Here is a 19,537-nt window from a genome sequence, read left to right as displayed (position 1 = left end):
TCACAGCCCTGTTGGCAGTGGTTTTTGGCTCGCAACGAAATTCGCTATGCGTGCATAATCTTTTGCCACCGCCGGATGTTTGCGCCCGGGAAGAAACTCGAAGCTGCAGCGCTCGCCGTCTTTCACTAACTGCGACGCCAGATTCCTGACATTCAACCTTGGGTTATCCCCTATGCGCTGGAAGATCTCTTTCTCAAGATCGGTACTGTCCGGCTCCGCCCGCTCCTCGCGGCTGCCTAAGAGCAGCGATAACCAATCAATGCTTGCGGCAAGCTTAACGTCGCCTTCGGGCAGCACTGCGCCATTCGCCCACCAGAGCGCGGGACTGGCGGCAACATAGCGCTGAAAAGCCGTTTGATGATGAAACGCCACGTATAAGGTGAAATGCCCGCCAAACGAATGCCCCGCCAGCGTTTGCATTTGCTTATTGACCTTAAAACGACATTCGACCCACGGTTTGACGACATCCTGAATAAATCGATAAAATTGCTCCGCTCCGCCCCCGTCTTTAAAGCGCTCGCTGCCATCGCTCACCGTATAGTCGAATGTGCGAGCCGCCTTAATATCGACCCCCTCCTGATAACCGATTCCAATATAAAGCACAGGGGATACATCATCACCGTGATAACCCGCCTTAATTAGGGTCTCAAAGTGTCTGTTGGCATCTAAAAAATACAACGGATTTAATTCGTTGCACCCAACATGCCGTTTATCGCATGCCAGGAAGAGCTTATATTTTTGTCCATGATATTCAAACAGAACCGTTTGAACGCTTAACTTACCCGTCATACATCATGCTCCTTCATATTTATTACATAACGGCACCTATCTGAAACATCCCGTTTACAGACCAATCTCATGACTATGAGCGAGCAATCCATTTAATTATCCTACAATTAATGATTTCCGCACGCTAAGATCGTAAATTCCGAGGAGTTCATCACACACATAAACAATCAAGAAAATTTAATCATTTTGGGCGAAATAGAAATATAACAATTAAAATTGGATAAGCAATGTTCTATCCCGGCAAATATCACTTTTGGCTAAATAGTCGAATGGTTATTTTTTAGGGATGATAAGGTTGAAAGAATTAGGAATAGCCTTATCAAAAAGAGAACATAACACTGCAACACAAACAGGCGTGATTGAAGGTGTGCGTGATTGTCGGCGGGCCAGACCGAATTTCAAGAAGGGGTTGCTGCGTGTCGTTAGCGAGGAGAGTTTATGCGCGGCCGAAACCCGATTGCCGGGTTGTGGTCGCTTTGCGTTATCCCCGCCGGCCGCGGGGATAACGCAATAACCCATTTGATTAATTATCTTTTGACGTCACCGGGAAAGGCATCAATGCCTCCCCTTACGCCCGCCGCTTCCTGAACATCCCGCGCAGCGCCACGCTGTTGCGCAAGAAGGCCACGCCGAAGCCCAGCAGGGTGTAGACCACGCCGAGTATCAGCATCATCACCACGTCGCCCCACACTTCATTCAGCGACAGCCCCATCTGGTTGACGCCGGCGATCGCCTTGGTGCCCCAGGTGGAGGGAATGCTATACGAGATGGCGCGCACCCAGGCCGGCATCGACTGCAGCGGCCAGATGGTGCCGGACAGGTAGAAGACCGGCGTAGTGATGAACGCCAGCGTCAGGTAGATCATCTCGACGCTGCGCAGGCACTCGGTCACCAGCTTGCCCAGCCCCAATACCGCCAGCAGGAACGGGAAGGTCAGCAGCAGCAGTTCGGCGATGTTCGCCGTCTGCCTATAGCCCAATACCCACGGCCACAGCACGAACAGCACGATCGACAGGAACAGCCAGATCGGCAGAAGCGCCGTCAGCCCGCCGAGGTGCGCCGCCAGCGGCGCTTTGCCGCCGGGCATGCTCTTCATGGCGATATTGACGCGGATACAGGCGATCAGCAACGAGTGCTGCAACAGCATCACCAACAGACCGGGGAAGATGATCGCCGCAAAGCTGATGCCGGGGTTGAACACGTCCAGCGTTTGTCCCAGTATCGGCGTCAGCAGTATCTGCGCCTGCCGTTCGCTGAAGCCGCTGCGCAGCAGCAGCCCGTTGTTGTACTCCGTCAGTAGCTGCTGATAGGCCGCCACCACGTCTTGTTGGATCTGGCCGTTGGCCAGGCGGTTGGTGGCGTCGCCGTAGACCGGCACCACGATGTTCTGCCCGCTGAGGATCTTCTTCTCCAGATCCACCGGCATGATGATCACCGCAAACAGCTTGCGCCAGCTGAGATCGCGCTGCGCCTGTTCCAGGCTGTCGTAGGTTTCAATCGCTATCTTGGACGTGGCGTCCAGCTGGCGGATCAGCTGCCGGCTGGCGGTGCTGTGATCCTGATCGACCACCCCCACCGGCAGATCCCAGACCGTGCGGTTGGCGTACACCAGGCTCATGATGCACAGCGACAGGATCAGCATCAGCCACACCGGCCGCTCCAGCATGCCGAGCAGCACTTTAACGAAGGTTTGCCAATAGAGCTTCATCCGGCGTTCCCCTCTTTTTCCAGCCGCGCCGGCAGGCGATTGCGCACCAGCAGCGCGGCCACCAGCGGATAGACCGCCAGCAGCGCGCACACGCTGAAGATGGCGCTGGCGTGCACCTGCCGCAGGAACACGTCAAACATCGCGTACAGCGCGTGGGTCAGCGGTTCGATGTTGGAAATGATGCGCGCCGGCAGCGGCATCGACAGCTCAGGCACCGCCATGCCGGAGAAGGTCATCGCGATACTGACCAAAATACCGATCAGGCTGTACGCGGTGATGGTACTACCGGTAAAGGTGTACAGCAGCAGGCCGATGCTCTGCGCCGCCATCACGTAGAACAGGCCGATCATCAGCATAAACAGAGGATTGCCGCTGACGCGGGCGTCAAAGATGCCCACCAGCGCCGCGATCTCGACCATCAGCAGGGTGGTGAAACACAGCGTGTACGGCGCCAGCTTGCCGAGTAGCGCCAGGCTGAACGGCTTGGCCTGCAGCAGCGACTTGCTGCGCGCCAGCACGTAGATCATGCAGGTCACCGCGAACAGCTGCAGCAGATGGATGGTGGCGGCGAACTGCTGGTAATAGATATAGCTGCCGCTGGCGTTGAACAGGCTGCCGTAGGAGAGCGTCACGTCCGCCAACGGCGGCAGCGTCTTGCCCATCTCGGTGGCGATGATGCTGCGGGTGCTGGCGTTGATTTCGTTCATCAGGCCGCCAAAGTCCTGGGTGGAGTACAGCCCGGCGCCGTAGAACAACGCATTGTAGTACATCACCACGCTCGGCTGTTTGCCCGACAGCGCGTTGGCCTCAAGATCCGGCGGGATATACAGCAACGCGTAATCCTGCGCGCTGCGCAGGCGGCTCAGCGACTCCGGCAACCCGCCGCCGTAAGCCTCGACGTGGGCGTGCGAACCGGCGTCCAGCCGCCGCGTCAGCGATTTGGACAGCGGGCTGTGATCGCTGTCCACCACCGAGACCGGCAGATCGAGCAGCGTGCCTTCGGAGAAGTTGCTGCTGATCAGCGCAAACAGGATCAGCGGAAAGATCCAGCTCAGCCAGTGCACCACCGGGCTGCGAAAGGCGACGCGACACTCTTTGTCGAACGCGTGACTGAAGCAGCGCCAGCCGGCCCTTACTCTTTCCATTGCCATAAGGTGCTCATCCCCGGACGCAGGCCGTCCACCGGCTGTGACGGATACAGGCGCACTTCGAAGGTTTTCAGGTCGAAGTCGCCGGTGGCGCGGGTGGCGCGTTTGGTGGCGTAATCCCCCAGCGGCGCGATGTAGCGCACCTCGGTGTCGATCATTTTGTCCTTCAGCGCCGGCACCCGCAGCTTGACCTTGTCGCCTTTGCGCACGTGGGCCAGGATGTCTTCACGCAGGTTAAACACGAAGTAGGCGTCCGGCACCCGGATCAACGTCACCAGCGGGCTGCCGGCGTTCAGCAATTCGCCCACTTCGGCCGGGATCGGCCCCACTTCGCCGTCTACCGGCGCTTTCACCTGCAGATCGTCGCTCTGCGCCTGGATCTGCAGCAGGTTCTCTTCCGCCGCCCGCAGCGCCGCCGCATATTGCTGCCGCTGCTCGACGCGGTCGCCGTTGATGCCTTCATCCAGATTGGCCTTGGCGGCCTGCACCTGTTGGAAGGCGGTGTCGCGCGACCGGCGCGAAGCGTCCAGCTCGGACTTCGAGATATAGCCCTTGCCGGCCACGCTCAGGTTCCGGTTGTAGTCGTTTTGCGCATTGCGGTACTGCGCCTCGGCCTGCGCCAGGTTGGCGCGCAGGTTGCGGATGCTCTCTTCACGGGTGCCGTGCAGCGACAGCTCGAGCTGTGCCTTGGCCTCGTCGCGCGTCGCCTGTGCGGAACGCAGTTGCGCCATCAGTTCGGGGCTATCAAGTTGAATGATCAGTTGGCCGCTTTTCACGTCGTCGCCGCGTTCGATCAGGCGTTCAACGACCCGGCCTTTCGCCTTGGATGCGACGATCACTTCGGGGGCATCCACTTCACCCTGCAGCAACAGATCCTGATTGTGCGCGCGGAACAGGATCGCCAATGCGATCGCCGCCAACATCAGCAACAGGGTAAACAGCGTCTTTTTTTTCATTATGTCAGCTCCCGGAACGGTAAGCGGCGGGCGGGGATAATCATTTCCATGTCTCAAATTGCTCCAAAAAACACCATTGCACTCATGAGGATATCACAAGCACATATCTCCTCTTTTATAACTATAAATTGGATTATGCTTTTAACACTAAAAAGCATCTTTTTTTCGGCCTTTTAGTATGCAGACTCCTGCAATCGCCCTTTAAGCGATCCACTCTCTGATGGACGATGTCATGACTGAACACACTGCCGTACCGCTTTCGGTACTGGATTTATCGCCAATCCCGCAAGGGGCCAAGGCGCGCGACGCTTTTCACTGTTCGCTGGATTTGGCGCAGCACGCCGAACGCTGGGGTTACCGGCGCTACTGGCTGGCCGAGCACCACAACATGACCGGCATCGGCAGCGCCGCCACCTCGGTGCTGCTGGGCTATCTGGCCGCCGGCACCCAGAGCATTCGCCTCGGCTCCGGCGGCGTGATGCTGCCGAACCATGCGCCGCTGGTGATCGCCGAACAATTCGGCACGCTGGAGTCACTCTACCCTGGGCGCATCGATTTGGGGTTGGGCCGCGCGCCCGGCACCGATCAGCGCACCATGATGGCGCTGCGCCGCCACCTGTCCGGCGACGTGGATACCTTCCCGCGCGACGTGCAGGAACTGCAAAACTACTTCTGCGATGCGCAGCCCGGGCAACCGGTGCAGGCGGTGCCGGGCCAGGGGCTGCATGTGCCGCTCTGGCTGCTCGGCTCCAGCCTCTATAGCGCGCAGCTGGCGGCGCAGCTCGGCCTGCCGTTCGCCTTCGCTTCGCACTTCGCCCCGGATATGCTGTTCCAGGCGCTGCAGCTGTACCGCGAGAACTTCAAACCGTCCAAACAGCTGGCGCAGCCGCACGCCATGGTCTGCGTCAACGTGATCGCCGCCGACAGCGACCGTGACGCACGCTTCCTGTTCAGCTCGATGCAGCAGCAGTTCATCAATCTGCGCCGCGGTTCGCCCGGCCCGCTGCCGCCGCCGGTGGATAACATTCACGCGCTGTGGACCGCCGGCGAGCAATACGGCGTCGAGCAGGCGCTGCGGATGTCGATCGTCGGCGATGAAAAAACGGTGCGCCACGGGCTGCAAACGCTGCTGCGTGAAACCGATGCCGACGAGATCATGGTCAACGGCCAGATTTTCGATCATCAGGCGCGGCTGCGTTCGTTCGAGATCGTCGCCGGCGTGAAGGGCGACATCGTGAAGGGCTAAAAAGCGAAGAGGCGGTGGGAACCCCACCGCCTTGGCGTTAACGCTGGATCAGGTAGCGAATGGTCGGCCCGTCCTGCTGGATATCCAGCACCTTGTAGCCGTGGTTGCGCGCATCGAGCGGGATGTTGTTGATCGACTGCGGGCAATCGCTGATCACCTCCAGGATCTCCCCCGGCTTCAGCTGCGGCATCGCCTCCAGCGTCGCCACCGCCGGGTATGGGCAAGGCTCGCCCAGCATGTCCAGCCGGTAGTCCGGCACTATCGTCGTCGCTTTCATGGCATGCTCCTCAAATTCACCACCTGCGCCTCAGGCCGGGCGCGGAAAAAGCGTTTCTCCCACCACAGCATGGCGGCGAAGGCCAGCGCCAGCAGCAGGTAAGTCACCAGCAGGCCGCCGATCGGGCCGAAGGTATCGAGCAGGTTGATCTTGTCGTAGTCGGTTGCCAGCGCCGGCGCCAGGTCGTCCCAGTAATAGGCCAGCAGCGTAGCGCCGATGATGTTGCCCAGCCCCACCCACCAGTAGTGCACCTGCCCTTCCACGGCGCGGTACATCCAACCGGTCTCGCAGCCGCCGGCCAGCACGATGCCGAAGCCGAACAGCAAACCGCCCAGCACCGCATTCGGGCCGGCCCACATGATCTTCGGCGCCACGCCGAGCTGCACATAGCTGAAGATGCCGATGGCGCTCACCGCCATGCCGATGATGATGGCTTTCGCCATGTGAGTGCGGCCGGTGATCCACAGATCGCGGAACGCCGAAGTGAAGCAGATCTGCGCGCGCTCGATCAGCAGGCCAAAGCCGATGCCGAACAGCATGGCGATGCCGAGCTTCGGCGCATCGAACAGCGTCCACAGCGACCAGGCCACCGCCAGGCCGAAGACGGCCATGCCCAGCCGGAAGCGGCGGCGCGCCTGCTCAGGCTTCTGCGTCAGCGGCGCGGCGGCCTTCACCTTTTGCAATTTGACCGGGATGCGGAACATCGGCAGCAGCGTGAATTTGGCGCCGAAGTAAGAACCGGCGGCGGTCGCCAGCGCGAAAAACCAGGCGTGCAACGAGAACTGAGGAATGCCGGTGAAGAATGCCGCCAGGTTACAACCCATCGCCAGGCGCGCGCCGAAACCGGCGATGATGCCGCCCAGCAGCGCCTGCACGATGCGAATACGATGCTGCGGTTGACGCAGCTTGATGTTGTTGGCCCACAGCGCGGCGGCGATACAACCGGCGAACATGCCGATGATCATGCGCCCGTCGATGCGCTCCAGCGGCGTGCCCTGCAAACCGATCACCTTGAAATAGCCCCACTGCTCAGGGTGCAGACCGAACCACTGCAGCACATGGCCGCCCCAGCGCGTGAATTCGCCGGTCACCGCCCAGAAGGTGCCGGTCATGCCGAAGTAGTAGGTAGAGAGGATCCCGGCGGCGATCACCGCCGGCAGCGGCGCCCAAAAGCGCACCAGGTATTGAGATTTGAACTGCTGCCAACTCATGGCATCTCCCGTGCATATCATCCGTAAGAAAAAACCTTATGAATGATACGCCATTCAGGGGCGTTTGACGGCAATTTTCAGGCATAAAAAAACCAGCCCGCAGGCTGGTTTTTCAGAGCGCTCACCGCGAACGGTGAATCGGCGATTACGCGTCGCCGAAACGACGACGTGGTGCCGCCGGTGCGCCGTCATCACGGCGTGGCGCCGGCTTGCCGTCACGGTTGTAGTTACCGCCACGACGCTCACCGCCGTTACCGCCTTCACGACGTTCGCCGAAGGAACGACGTGGGCCGCCTTCGCGACGTTCGCCGTTGAACGGACGACCGTTGCCGCGACGCTCGCCGCCGTTGCCGCCGTCACGACGCTCGCGACGTTCGAACGGCTGTGCATCGCCCAGCAGCTGCATGTTCATCGGCTTGTTCAGGATGCGAGTGCGAGTGAAGTGATTCAGGATCTCGCCCGGCATGCCTTTTGGCAGCTCGATGGTGGAGTGGGAAGCGAACAGCTTGATGTTACCGATGTAACGGCTGCTGATGTCGCCTTCGTTAGCGATAGCGCCAACGATGTGACGGACTTCTACGCCATCGTCACGGCCTACTTCGATGCGGTACAGCTGCATTTCGCCAACGTCACGACGTTCGCGACGCGGACGATCGCCGTCACGGCTATCGCGGCTGTCACGACGGTCGCCACGGCGATCGTCACGGTCGTTGAACTCACGACGCTGACGCGGCTTGAAGACCGGATCCGGTGGCAGGATCAGCGGACGTTCGCCCTGAGCCATTTTCAGCAGCGCTGCGGCCAGGGTTTCCATATCCAGCTCTTCTTCCGGCTGCAGTTTGGTCAGCAGCGCGCGGTACAGATCCAGATCGCTGCTTTCCAGCTGCTGCTGAACTTTCGCGGCGAACTTGGCCAGACGACGCTCGCCCAGCAGTTCTGCGTTCGGCAGCTCCACTTCCGGGATGGTCAGCTTCATGGTGCGTTCGATGTTGCGCAGCAGGCGGCGTTCGCGGTTTTCCACGAACAGCAGCGCGCGGCCGGCGCGGCCCGCACGACCGGTACGGCCGATACGGTGAACGTAAGACTCGGAGTCCATCGGGATGTCATAGTTGACAACCAGGCTGATGCGCTCAACGTCCAGGCCACGGGCCGCAACGTCGGTGGCAATCAGGATATCCAGACGACCGTCTTTCAGGCGCTCCAGGGTCTGCTCACGCAGCGCCTGGTTCATGTCGCCGTTCAGCGCGGCGCTGCTGTAACCGCTGCGCTCCAGCGCTTCGGCCACTTCCAGGGTCGCGTTCTTGGTACGAACGAAGATGATCGCCGCGTCAAAGTCTTCGGCTTCCAGGAAACGCACCAGCGCTTCGTTTTTACGCATGCCGTAGACCGACCAGTAGCTCTGGCTGATGTCCGGACGGGTGGTGACGCTGGACTGGATGCGCACTTCCTGCGGCTCTTTCATGAAGCGGCGGGTAATGCGACGGATCGCTTCCGGCATGGTGGCGGAGAACAGCGCGGTCTGATGTTCAGCCGGGATCTCAGCCATGATGGTTTCTACGTCTTCGATAAAGCCCATGCGCAGCATTTCGTCGGCTTCATCCAGCACCAGACCGCTCAGGTTGGAGAGGTTCAGGGTGCCGCGCTTCAGGTGGTCCAGCAGGCGGCCTGGGGTACCCACAACGATTTGCGGGCCCTGGCGCAGAGCGCGCAGCTGCACGTCGTAACGCTGGCCGCCGTACAGGGCTACCACGTTAACGCCGTTCATGTGTTTGGAGAAATCGGTCATCGCTTCAGCAACCTGAACCGCCAGTTCGCGGGTCGGTGCCAGCACCAGGATCTGAGGTGCTTTCAGGTCTGCCTGCAGGTTGTGCAGCAGCGGCAGCGAGAACGCTGCAGTTTTACCACTACCGGTCTGTGCCATGCCCAGCACGTCGCGGCCATTCAACAGGTGAGGAATACACTCAGCCTGGATCGGAGATGGTTTTTCATAGCCCAGATCGTTCAGGGCGGAAATGATTGGAGCAGACAGCCCCAGATCAGCAAAAGAGGTTTCAAACTCAGTCGTCATGTACACGTGCCTCATTAATAATGGCAGCCAGTCTACATAACTCGTCGAGAAAATTTTCAGTCATTTTCATTGAAAAGTGTGAACCGGCTCAAATTAGATTATAAAACGAACAAAAAAGCCCTCGCCCGTTAAGGCGATAACTTTGGTTAAAAACCAATGTTCATCAGGCTGATAGGTGTTCGTCAGCTATTGCTGGTCCGATTCCGATAGGTCGTCTTGCTCTTGGCCCAAAAGCGCCAATTCCAACAATGCATAGCGGTGCTCAACGAAGTTGTGAACGTTGTTAGACACCGTCAGTTTGAACAGCGCCGAAGCGGTGTCCTTGTCCCCCAGACTCAGGTAGTGTTTACCCAAATAGAAGTCAGTTTCACTGAGATGCTCAGCGAGCGAAGTGTTATCCGTTGCATCTGCCTTGAGGCGTTCCATCAGCGTTTTTTCGCTGATCTTGCCCAGGTAGAATTCGACAATATTCCATCCCCATTGCCCTCTGTCCGCTTTGTCATAGCGCTGCTGAAGCGCTACCTCGGCCTTCTTGGGATCGATTTCTCGCTCCACCAGATACAGCCATAACGAACGGAAGGGATCGTTTGGGTCGTCTTGATAAAACGCCTGCAGATCATCCTGCGCCAACGGGAAGCGGCCGCCATAATACAGTGCGATGCCCCGGTTTAAACGCGCGTAATTGTAAGTTGGATCAAGCTCTAGTACAGAATCAAACGCTTCATAGGCAGCATCAAAATTGCCTGCCTGCGTTAAGTAAATGCCCAGGTAGTTGAAAACTTCCGGCATGTCGGGACGTATCGCCAGCGCCTGCGAGAAATCATTGCGCGCTAATGCACGTAACCCGAGGCTATCATACAGCACACCGCGCTCATATAAAAGCTGTGCGCGTTCGTCATCCGTCAGTGCCCGGCTGGCAAGAATTTGTTCCATGCGCGCCAGGATCACTTCCTGCTGCAACGTAGGCTGCAACGGGATTGCCAAAACTTCGTCTTTACGCCAATCATGGTTGCTGCATCCTGCCAGCATGAGTGCTGTCGCAACGTAACACCAGCGCAAGAAAGGCTTCATTTCCCACTCCCGAAGACAAACATTGGATGAACGTCCTGTCCTCCGTTTGCTAAAACGCGGGCATCCTACCCGCGCGATACGAACAGCTCCCAACCCCGTGGCGGGGAGCTGTAAAACTATCTATACAGTTATTCTGCTTCAGGCGCAGGTGAACCTGCTTCCGGCGCCATCGCTTCTTTGATGCTCAGACGCACGCGGCCCTGACGGTCAACTTCCAGTACCTTAACCGGCACTTCCTGACCCATCTGCAGATAGTCGGTCACTTTCTCAACGCGCTTGTCGGCGATCTGAGAAATGTGCACCAGGCCTTCTTTACCACCGCCGATAGCGACGAATGCGCCGAAATCAACGATACGGGTCACTTTACCCTGGTAGATACGGCCCACTTCGATCTCTGCCGTGATCTCTTCGATGCGACGGATAGCGAATTTCGCTTTCTCACCGTCGGTCGCAGCGATTTTAACTGTACCATCATCTTCAATTTCGATGGTAGTGCCAGTCTCTTCGGTCAGCGCGCGGATAACGGAACCGCCCTTACCGATCACGTCTTTGATTTTATCCGGGTTGATGCGGATAGTATGAATACGCGGTGCGAATTCGGAGATATCGCCGCGCGGGGTGCTGATAGCCTGTTCCATTACGCCCAGGATGTGCAGACGCGCGCCCTTGGCCTGGTTCAGAGCCACCTGCATGATTTCGCGGGTGATGCCTTCGATTTTGATGTCCATCTGCAGCGCGGTGATACCGTCGCGGCTACCGGCCACTTTGAAGTCCATGTCGCCCAGGTGATCTTCGTCACCCAGAATGTCGGACAGAACCACATAGTTGTCGGCTTCTTTCACCAGGCCCATCGCGATACCCGCAACGGCAGCCTTGATTGGCACGCCGGCGTCCATCAGCGCCAGAGACGCGCCGCACACGGAAGCCATGGAAGAAGAACCGTTGGATTCGGTGATTTCAGACACCACGCGAACCGTGTACGGGAAATCTTCCGGTTTAGGCATCATAGCCAATACGCCGCGTTTCGCCAGGCGACCGTGACCGATTTCACGACGCTTAGGAGAACCGACCATGCCGGTTTCGCCTACGGAGTACGGAGGGAAGTTGTAGTGGAACAGGAAGCTGTCGGTCTTCTCGCCCATCAGCTCGTCCAGGTTCTGTGCGTCGCGCGCGGTGCCCAGAGTCGCGGTAACCAGCGCCTGAGTTTCGCCACGGGTGAACAGCGCAGAACCGTGGGTGCGCGGCAGTACGCCGGTGCGCACGTCCAGGCCACGGATCATGTCTTTTTCACGGCCGTCGATACGCGGCTCGCCACGCAGTACGCGGCTGCGCACCACGTTCTTCTCGACGGTGCCCAGGATGTCCTGGATTTCGCCGGCGTCCAGCGTCTCGTCCTGCGCCAGCAGGGTTTCAACCACGCTGTCTTTGATCGCGTCAACCTGAGCGTAACGCTCTTGTTTTTCGGTAATGTGGTAAGCGTCGCCCAGGCGAGCTTCGGCCAGTTCAGCCACGCGCGCGTGCAGCGCTTCGTTGACCGCAGGCGCCTGCCAATCCCACTTCGGCTTGCCGGCTTCGGCAACCAGCGCGTTGATGTTTTCGATAACCACTTGCTGCTGGTCGTGGCCGAACACCACGGCGCCCAGCATCTGATCTTCGCTCAGCACGTCCGCTTCGGATTCCACCATCAGCACCGCGCCGGCGGTACCGGCAACCACCAGATCCAGACGGCTTTCTTTCAGCTCGTCGGTCGTCGGGTTCAGTACGTACTGATCGTTGATGTAACCTACGCGCGCGGCGCCGATTGGGCCGTTGAACGGAATACCGGACAGGCTCAGGGCGGCAGAGGCACCGATCATCGCAACGATGTCCGGGTTCACCTGCGGGTTAACGGAAACCACGGTCGCGATCACCTGAACTTCGTTCAGGAAGCTGTCCGGGAACAGTGGACGGATCGGGCGGTCGATCAAACGGGAAGTCAGGGTCTCGCCTTCGCTCGGACGGCCTTCGCGACGGAAGAAGCTGCCCGGGATACGGCCGGCGGCGTAGGTACGCTCTTGGTAGTTAACGGTCAGCGGGAAGAAGCTCTGGCCCGGCTTGGCTTTTTTCTGGCCAACGACGGTAACGAATACGGCGGTGTCATCCATGCTCACCATAACGGCGGCGGTGGCCTGACGAGCCATCATACCGGTTTCGATGGTGACGGTATGCTGGCCATACTGGAATTTGCGAATGATCGGTGTCAGCAAAATTATATCCTTGATTAACGGCGCGCAATCGCATTGACGACTCGACACGCCTGTGACTCGATTTGCCTTCTCACTACATCCTCGCGACTAATGACAATCCTTATCTCAGGCGGGAGATAAAGCCTCTCATTAGCCGCGCGAACCTCTGTAACGGAAGAACCTGTTTGGAAACATCAGTAATACATTAACCTGATTTGCTTATGCTTCCTAGAAGAAAGGGGCCAAAATAGGCCCCTTTCCACTGAAACTTGCTAGATTAGCGACGCAGACCCAGACGCTCGATCAGGCTGGTGTAACGTGCTACATCTTTACGCTTCAGGTAGTCCAGCAGCTTACGACGCTGAGAAACCATACGCAGCAGACCACGACGGCTGTGGTGATCTTTTTTGTGCTCGGAGAAGTGGCCTTGCAGATGGTTGATCTGCGCAGTCAGCAGGGCAACCTGAACTTCGGTAGAACCGCTGTCGTTAGTACCACGACCGAAATCAGCTACGATTTGAGCTTTAGCTTCAACACTTAGAGACATTGTAATACTCCAGATTATAGATAATAAAAACAGGCGCCGATCTCTAATTCAGCAACCCAATGCATAAGCTGCGCCATTCTACTCTTAGCGCAGTGCGATCGCAAGGCGACGCAGTGCCCCGCCGTCAGTCGAAATGCTCGACCACCAGGCGGCGCGGCGCCACGCGACCATCCTCGGCGATGTCGCCAACGCCGATGAATTTCCGCTCTTCACCCTCGGTGATGCGCACCAGGCCGGATGCCGGCGCGCCGGCCACTTGCACCGGTTGCCCCTGCTTGACGTAACCCGCCACCACCGGCAGCAAATTCACTTCCGGATAGTTCTCAACCGGGCTGTCCATCGGCATCAGCAGCGGATCGAGCAGCTCGCCGGGCGCGATCGCTTGTTCCTGCGCCTGCGCCACCAAGGCGTTCAGCTGTTCCAGCGTCACCATGCGCGCGATGGGATAAGTCGCCACCTGCAGGCGGCGCAGATAGATCACGTGCGCGCCGCAGCCCAGCAGCTCGCCGAGATCGTCGGTGATGGTGCGGATGTAGGTGCCTTTCGAGCAGTGAATCTCCAGCTCGAGTTCATCCCCTTCCCAGCGGATAAACTGCAGCTCGTACACCGTGATGCTGCGCGCTTCGCGCGGCACTTCGATGCCCTGGCGCGCATACTCGTAGAGTTTCTTGCCCTGGTATTTCAACGCCGAATACATCGACGGCACCTGCTGGATGTCGCCGCGGAAGGTGTCCAGCGCCGCGTCGAGCTGCGCCTGGGTGAAGTTCACCGGGCGCTCCTGCACGATCTGCCCGTCGGCGTCGGAGGTATCGGTACGCTGCCCCAGCTTGGCGATCACCCGATAGCGCTTGTCGGAATCGAGCAGGTATTGCGAAAACTTGGTCGCTTCGCCCAGGCAGATAGGCAACATGCCGGTCGCCAACGGATCGAGCGCGCCGGTATGGCCCGCTCGGTTGGCGTTGTACAGACGTTTTACTTTTTGCAGCGCATCGTTGGACGACAATCCCTGCGGCTTGTCCAGCAACAGCACGCCGTGGATGTCACGGCCGCGGCGACGAGGGCGACTCATTAATCCTCCTTGTCATCGCCTGAGGCGGAACGGCGCTCTGCGTCGTTCTTCACCACGTTGGTCACCAGGTTGGACATGCGCATGCCTTCCACCAGGGAGTTGTCGTAAGCGAAGGTCAGCTCCGGCACCACGCGCAGGCGCATCGCTTTGCCCAGCAGGGTGCGGATATAGCCGGAAGCGTCCTGCAACGCTTTGATGCCGTTGGTGACCAGATCCGGATCGTGGTTCTCGGTCAGCACGTTCAGGAAGGTGACGTAAACCTTGGCATACGCCAGGTCGCGGGACACTTCCACGCCGGAAACGGTCGCCATGCCGACGCGCGGATCTTTCACTTCACGCTGCAGAATGATCGCAATCTCTTTCTGCATCTCTTGCGCCACGCGTTGACCGCGGCTGAATTCTTTTGCCATTTTGGATTCTCCAGACAAATCGGGGGGCACAAAGGCCCCCCGTAAACAGATATAAGCAGATGTGCAATCGTTAAGCGATGGTGCGTTGGATCTCAATGATTTCGAACACTTCGATCATGTCGCCGACGCGCACGTCGTTATAGTTCTTAACGCCGATACCACATTCCATGCCGTTACGGACTTCGTTAACGTCATCTTTGAAGCGACGCAGGGATTCCAGCTCGCCTTCATAGATAACCACGTTGTCGCGCAGTACGCGGATTGGGTTGTGACGCTTGATGGTCCCTTCGGTAACCATACAGCCGGCGATAGCGCCGAACTTAGGCGATTTGAACACGTCGCGCACTTCGGCCAGGCCGATGATCTGCTGCTTGTATTCCGGCGCCAGCATACCGCTCATCGCCTGCTTCACTTCGTCGATCAGGTTATAGATCACGGAGTAGTAACGCAGATCCAGGCTTTCCGCTTCGATCACGCGGCGCGCAGAAGCGTCGGCACGCACGTTGAAGCCCAGGATGATGGCGTTGGAAGCCGCAGCCAGCGTCGCGTCGGTTTCGGTGATCCCACCTACGCCGGAGCCGACAATCTTCACCTTCACTTCGTCGGTGGAGAGTTTCAGCAACGAATCGCTGATCGCTTCGCAAGAACCCTGTACGTCGGATTTCAGCACGATGTTCAGCTCGGACACTTCGCCGTCGGTCATGTTGGCGAACATGTTTTCCAGCTTGGACTTCTGCTGACGCGCCAGTTTGACTTCGCGGAACTTGCCTTGACGGTACAGCGCCACTTCACGCGCTTTCTTCTCGTCACGCACCACGGTCGCTTCGTCACCCGCTGCAGGCACGCTGGACAGACCCAGGATTTCCACAGGGATAGACGGACCGGCGGAGGTCACTTCACGACCCAGCTCGTCACGCATCGCACGCACGCGGCCGTATTCGAAGCCGCACAGGACGATATCGCCCTTGTTCAGCGTACCTTCCTGAACCAGCACGGTAGCAACCGGGCCACGGCCTTTATCCAGGAAGGACTCGATCACTACGCCGCTCGCCATGCCGCTGCGAACCGCTTTCAGCTCCAGAACTTCGGCCTGCAGCAGGATGGCCTGCAGCAGCTCGTCAATACCGGTACCGGCTTTCGCGGACACGTGAACGAACTGCGCTTCGCCGCCCCACTCTTCCGGCATAACGCCGTACTGAGACAGTTCCTGCTTAACGCGGTCCGGATCGGCTTCCGGTTTGTCGATTTTGTTCACCGCAACCACCAATGGCACCTGCGCCGCTTTCGCGTGCTGGATAGCTTCGATGGTTTGTGGCATCACGCCGTCGTCGGCCGCCACCACCAGAACCACGATGTCAGTCGCCTGAGCACCGCGAGCACGCATCGAGGTAAACGCGGCGTGGCCCGGGGTGTCCAGGAAGGTGATCATGCCGTTCTCGGTTTCTACGTGGTAGGCACCGATGTGCTGGGTAATGCCGCCAGCTTCGCCCGCCGCCACTTTGGTGGAGCGGATGTAGTCCAGCAGAGAGGTTTTACCGTGGTCAACGTGGCCCATGATGGTCACGACCGGCGCGCGCGGCTCGGCCGCAGCGCCCGTATCACGGTCGCTCATCAGCGCTTCTTCCAACTCGTTTTCACGACGCAGGATAACTTTGTGGCCCATCTCTTCGGCAACCAGCTGTGCGGTTTCCTGGTCGATAACCTGGTTGATGGTGGCCATGGCGCCCAGTTTCATCATCACTTTGATGACCTGAGAACCTTTGACCGCCATCTTGTTGGCCAGCTCGGCCACGGTGATGGTTTCACCGATCACCACGTCACGGTTAACCACCTGCGCCGGCTTGTTGAAGCCCTGCTGCAGAGCGCTAGGCTTGCGTTTGCCGCCTTTGCCGCCACGGGTAACGGCACGCGCTTCTTCACGATCCGCTTTGGATTCGGACAGCTTGTTGCCTTTCTTCTGCTTGGTGGCTTTGCCGCCGCGGGTGCGGCTGCGACGATCGCCTTCAACTTTGGCGTCGTTTTCATCTTCAGCGGCACGGGCGTGCTGAGAGGTGGTCACGTGATAGTCGGCGCTTTCAACCGCAGCGCTAGCCGCGTCGGCCTGGGCCCACTTCTCGCCGTTCTCTTCGGCCATGCGACGGGCTTCTTCCGCCACGCGCTTGGCTTCCTCTTCAACCTTGCGGCGCACTTCCTCTTCCGCTTTACGTTTCAGTTCAGCGGCTTCGGCTTCACGGCGTGCTTTTTCCGCCTGAGCTGGCTTGGTCATTTCGTCGGTATGTTGATTGGTCACTTTTTCTTTTTCCGCTGAATTACGCTTAGCAATCTCCGCGGCCTCACGTTTGGCTTGCTCTTCGGCTGCGCGCTTCGCTTCCGCTTCGCGTTTTGCGAGCTCTTCCGCTTCGCGCCGTGCCTGCTCTTCCGCTTCACGCTGTGCCTGCTCTGCCGCTTCAGCCAACTGGGCTTCCTGCGTATCGCGATTTACATAAGTGCGTTTCTTGCGGACCTCAATTTGCACCGATTTACTTTTACCGCCGGTGCTCGGGATATTCAAGGTGCTGCGCGTTTTGCGCTGCAAAGTGAGTTTACCCGGCGCGCTGCCGTGTTCACGGTTCAGGTGCGCCAGTAATGTTTCTTTTTCTTGCTGGGTAACAGAGTCCGACTCGGACTTGTTGATCCCTGCATCAGCAAACTGCTGTACCAGGCGATCAACCGGAGTCTGAATCTCTGCTGCCAGCGATTTTACGGTTACATCTGTCGTCATGCTGTTCCTTCCTGCTACAGTTATTACGCGTTGTCGCCAAACCAACAGATATTGCGTGCAGCCATGATCAGCTCACCGGCTTGCTCATCGCTAAGCCCTTCAATATCAGCCAGATCGTCAACACCCTGCTCGGCAAGATCTTCCAGCGTACAAACCCCACGCGCGGCCAGTTTAAAGGCCATGCTGCGCTCAAGACCCGGCAGGTTGAGCAAATCGTCGGCCGGTTTGTTGTCGCCCAGGCTTTCTTCTTGTGCCAGGGCCAGCGTGGTCAATGCAGCTTTGGCGCGTTCGCGCAATGCTTCAACCGTATCTTCATCCAGACCGTCGATTTCCAACAGCTCTTTGATCGGCACGTAGGCCAGCTCTTCCAGCGTGGAGAAGCCTTCTTCAACCAGTACGGTGGCGAAATCTTCGTCGATATCAAGATACTTGGTGAAGGTATCAATAGCGGCATGAGCCTCGGCCTGGTGCTTGGCCTGCAGGTCGTCCGCCGTCATCACGTTCAGTTCCCAACGATCGTCGCCGCGGTGTTGTTTCAGCAGCTGGGAAGCCAAACGCACGTTTTGGCCGTTACGGCCGATCGCCTGCGCCAGGTTGCTGGCTTCAACGGCGATATCCATGGTGCAGTTATCTTCGTCTACCACGATCGACGCGACGTCGGCCGGCGCCATGGCGTTGATGACGAATTGCGCAGGGTTATCATCCCACAGGATGATATCGATGCGTTCGCCGCCGAGCTCGCTCGACACGGCCTGAACGCGCGCACCGCGCATACCTACGCAGGCGCCGACCGGATCGATGCGCTTGTCGTTGGTTTTCACTGCAATTTTCGCACGGGAGCCTGGATCGCGGGCTGCCGCTTTAATCTCGATCACTTCTTCGCCGATTTCCGGCACTTCGATGCGGAACAGCTCTTTCAGCATTTCCGGGCTGGAACGGCTGACGAACAGCTGCGCGCCGCGAGCTTCGGGACGTACGGCATACAATACGCCGCGAATGCGGTCGCCCGGACGGAAGTTTTCGCGCGGCAGCATGTCTTCACGGCCAATGACCGCTTCGGCGTTGTTGCCCAGATCCAGCGCGATGCTGTCACGGTTCACTTTCTTCACCACGCCGGTGACGATCTCACCTTCGTGTTCACGGAAAGCGTCGACCACCATCGCGCGCTCGGCCTCGCGCACTTTCTGCACGATAACCTGCTTGGCGGTTTGGGTGGTGATGCGGTCGAAGGTCACGGATTCGATCTGATCTTCGACGTATCCGCCGAGCTCGATGCTCGGATCTTCAAACTGAGCGGCTTCCAGCGTGATTTCACGCGTCGGCTGAGTCACTTCGTCTACGGCGACCCAACGGCGGAAGGTATCGAAATCGCCGGTTCTGCGGTCAATGCTGACGCGCACGTCGATTTCCTGCTCGTATTTTTTCTTGGTTGCGGTGGCTAATGCAGTTTCCAGCGCTTCGAAAATCTTCTCGCGCGGAAGGGATTTTTCATTGGAAACTGCTTCAACAACAGCCAGAATCTCTTTGTTCATCCTAGTTGCCTCTTCCAAACTTTAAAAGTGGGGTACCAGGTTCGCTTTCTGGATGTTGCTCAGCGCGAACACTTCATCTTTCCCTTCCACAGTAACCGTGATCATCTCGCCTTCGACAGACTTGATAATACCCTGCCACTTGCGACGGTTCTGTACCGCCATGCGCAGGACCAGGCTGACTTCTTCACCGAGGTAACGCGTATAGTGTTCTGCGGTGAACATCGGGCGATCAAGGCCAGGAGAGGAGACTTCCAAGTTGTAAGCGACCGTGATTGGATCTTCGACGTCCAATACAGCGCTGACCTGGTGGCTGACATCAGCGCAATCATCAACATTGATGCCGTTATCACTATCAATATAGATGCGGAGCGTCGATTGGCGCGCACGAATGAATTCGATGCCTACAAGCTCAAAGCCCAACGCTTCTACCGGTGCCGAAAGCATCTCTGTTAACTTTTGCTCTAATGTGGACAAGCCCACCCCCAAGACATAAAAAAAGGGCTAAATAGCCCAGTGATT

The 19,537-nt window shown here is 58.4% G+C and carries 17 protein-coding genes; 1 reads left to right on the top strand and 16 read right to left on the bottom strand.

The window, feature by feature from the left end; all coding sequences use genetic code 11:
* The 4 genes from ACMGG9_RS00760 to ACMGG9_RS00745 all read right to left on the bottom strand — a co-directional run bounded on the left by ACMGG9_RS00760 (position 1) and on the right by ACMGG9_RS00745 (position 4,601).
* Positions 1-789, bottom strand: coding sequence for an alpha/beta hydrolase (locus ACMGG9_RS00760; protein WP_033651472.1), 789 nt, complete (start codon positions 787-789; stop codon positions 1-3).
* A 568-nt stretch (positions 790-1,357) separates the two neighbouring features.
* Entirely contained in the window at positions 1,358-2,497 is a 1,140-nt protein-coding gene (locus tag ACMGG9_RS00755; RefSeq protein WP_016929316.1) for an ABC transporter permease, read from the bottom strand.
* Positions 2,494-3,648, bottom strand: a complete 1,155-nt coding sequence (locus tag ACMGG9_RS00750; RefSeq protein WP_033651473.1) for an ABC transporter permease — start codon at positions 3,646-3,648, stop codon at positions 2,494-2,496. The genes ACMGG9_RS00755 and ACMGG9_RS00750 overlap by 4 nt, the downstream gene beginning before the upstream one ends.
* Positions 3,630-4,601, bottom strand: coding sequence for an HlyD family secretion protein (locus ACMGG9_RS00745; RefSeq protein WP_033638900.1), 972 nt, complete (start codon positions 4,599-4,601; stop codon positions 3,630-3,632). Before ACMGG9_RS00745 ends, ACMGG9_RS00750 begins: the two co-directional genes overlap by 19 nt.
* A 232-nt stretch (positions 4,602-4,833) precedes the next feature.
* Here ACMGG9_RS00745 and ACMGG9_RS00740 point away from each other — a divergent pair, with 232 nt between their 5' ends.
* Entirely contained in the window at positions 4,834-5,847 is a 1,014-nt protein-coding gene (locus tag ACMGG9_RS00740; RefSeq protein ID WP_072626611.1) for a luciferase-like monooxygenase, read from the top strand.
* 37 nt (positions 5,848-5,884) lie between these two features.
* Here ACMGG9_RS00740 and yedF read toward each other — a convergent pair whose 3' ends face one another.
* The 12 genes from yedF to rimP all read right to left on the bottom strand — a co-directional run bounded on the left by yedF (position 5,885) and on the right by rimP (position 19,492).
* Positions 5,885-6,124: a sulfurtransferase-like selenium metabolism protein YedF gene (yedF, locus tag ACMGG9_RS00735; RefSeq protein ID WP_033641662.1), complete on the bottom strand. Its 240-nt coding sequence runs from the start codon at positions 6,122-6,124 to the stop codon at positions 5,885-5,887.
* Complete coding sequence (gene yedE / locus ACMGG9_RS00730; RefSeq protein ID WP_016929320.1) at positions 6,121-7,335, bottom strand: selenium metabolism membrane protein YedE/FdhT; 1,215 nt, start codon at positions 7,333-7,335, stop codon at positions 6,121-6,123. Before yedE ends, yedF begins: the two co-directional genes overlap by 4 nt.
* 145 nt (positions 7,336-7,480) lie before the next feature.
* Positions 7,481-9,403, bottom strand: a complete 1,923-nt coding sequence (locus ACMGG9_RS00725) for a DEAD/DEAH family ATP-dependent RNA helicase (protein WP_033641661.1) — start codon at positions 9,401-9,403, stop codon at positions 7,481-7,483.
* Entirely contained in the window at positions 9,393-9,467 is a 75-nt protein-coding gene (gene yrbN, locus ACMGG9_RS00720; RefSeq protein WP_223182019.1) for a protein YrbN, read from the bottom strand. The genes ACMGG9_RS00725 and yrbN overlap by 11 nt, the downstream gene beginning before the upstream one ends.
* A 122-nt stretch (positions 9,468-9,589) precedes the next feature.
* On the bottom strand, positions 9,590-10,474 hold the full coding sequence (nlpI, locus tag ACMGG9_RS00715; RefSeq protein ID WP_004933495.1) for a lipoprotein NlpI: 885 nt from the start codon (positions 10,472-10,474) through the stop codon (positions 9,590-9,592).
* A 128-nt stretch (positions 10,475-10,602) separates the two neighbouring features.
* The gene (gene pnp / locus ACMGG9_RS00710; RefSeq protein ID WP_016929321.1) at positions 10,603-12,720 is read right to left on the bottom strand and encodes a polyribonucleotide nucleotidyltransferase; all 2,118 of its coding nucleotides are present in this window, start codon (positions 12,718-12,720) and stop codon (positions 10,603-10,605) included.
* A gap of 256 nt (positions 12,721-12,976) precedes the next feature.
* Positions 12,977-13,246 (bottom strand): 30S ribosomal protein S15, encoded by a 270-nt coding sequence (rpsO, locus tag ACMGG9_RS00705; RefSeq protein WP_004933502.1) that lies wholly within the window; start codon positions 13,244-13,246, stop codon positions 12,977-12,979.
* A gap of 124 nt (positions 13,247-13,370) precedes the next feature.
* Positions 13,371-14,315, bottom strand: a complete 945-nt coding sequence (gene truB / locus ACMGG9_RS00700; RefSeq protein ID WP_033641660.1) for a tRNA pseudouridine(55) synthase TruB — start codon at positions 14,313-14,315, stop codon at positions 13,371-13,373.
* Positions 14,315-14,725, bottom strand: a complete 411-nt coding sequence (gene rbfA, locus ACMGG9_RS00695) for a 30S ribosome-binding factor RbfA (RefSeq protein WP_004933508.1) — start codon at positions 14,723-14,725, stop codon at positions 14,315-14,317. The genes truB and rbfA overlap by 1 nt, the downstream gene beginning before the upstream one ends.
* Before the next feature lie 70 nt (positions 14,726-14,795).
* Complete coding sequence (gene infB / locus ACMGG9_RS00690; RefSeq protein ID WP_019453339.1) at positions 14,796-17,486, bottom strand: translation initiation factor IF-2; 2,691 nt, start codon at positions 17,484-17,486, stop codon at positions 14,796-14,798.
* 23 nt (positions 17,487-17,509) lie between these two features.
* Positions 17,510-19,018, bottom strand: a complete 1,509-nt coding sequence (gene nusA / locus ACMGG9_RS00685; protein ID WP_004933514.1) for a transcription termination factor NusA — start codon at positions 19,016-19,018, stop codon at positions 17,510-17,512.
* A 21-nt stretch (positions 19,019-19,039) separates the two neighbouring features.
* Positions 19,040-19,492 carry a ribosome maturation factor RimP gene (gene rimP, locus ACMGG9_RS00680; RefSeq protein ID WP_033644179.1) on the bottom strand — a complete coding sequence of 151 codons (453 nt, stop codon included), beginning with the start codon at positions 19,490-19,492 and terminating at the stop codon, positions 19,040-19,042.
* Between the last annotated feature and the right edge of the window lie 45 nt (positions 19,493-19,537).

This window comes from Serratia sp. BNK-10 (assembly GCF_047456065.1).
GTDB classification, from domain to species: domain Bacteria; phylum Pseudomonadota; class Gammaproteobacteria; order Enterobacterales; family Enterobacteriaceae; genus Serratia; species Serratia ureilytica.
The sequence above is the reverse complement of the archived record's forward strand: the minus strand, read 5'-3'. Positions and strand labels throughout refer to the sequence as shown.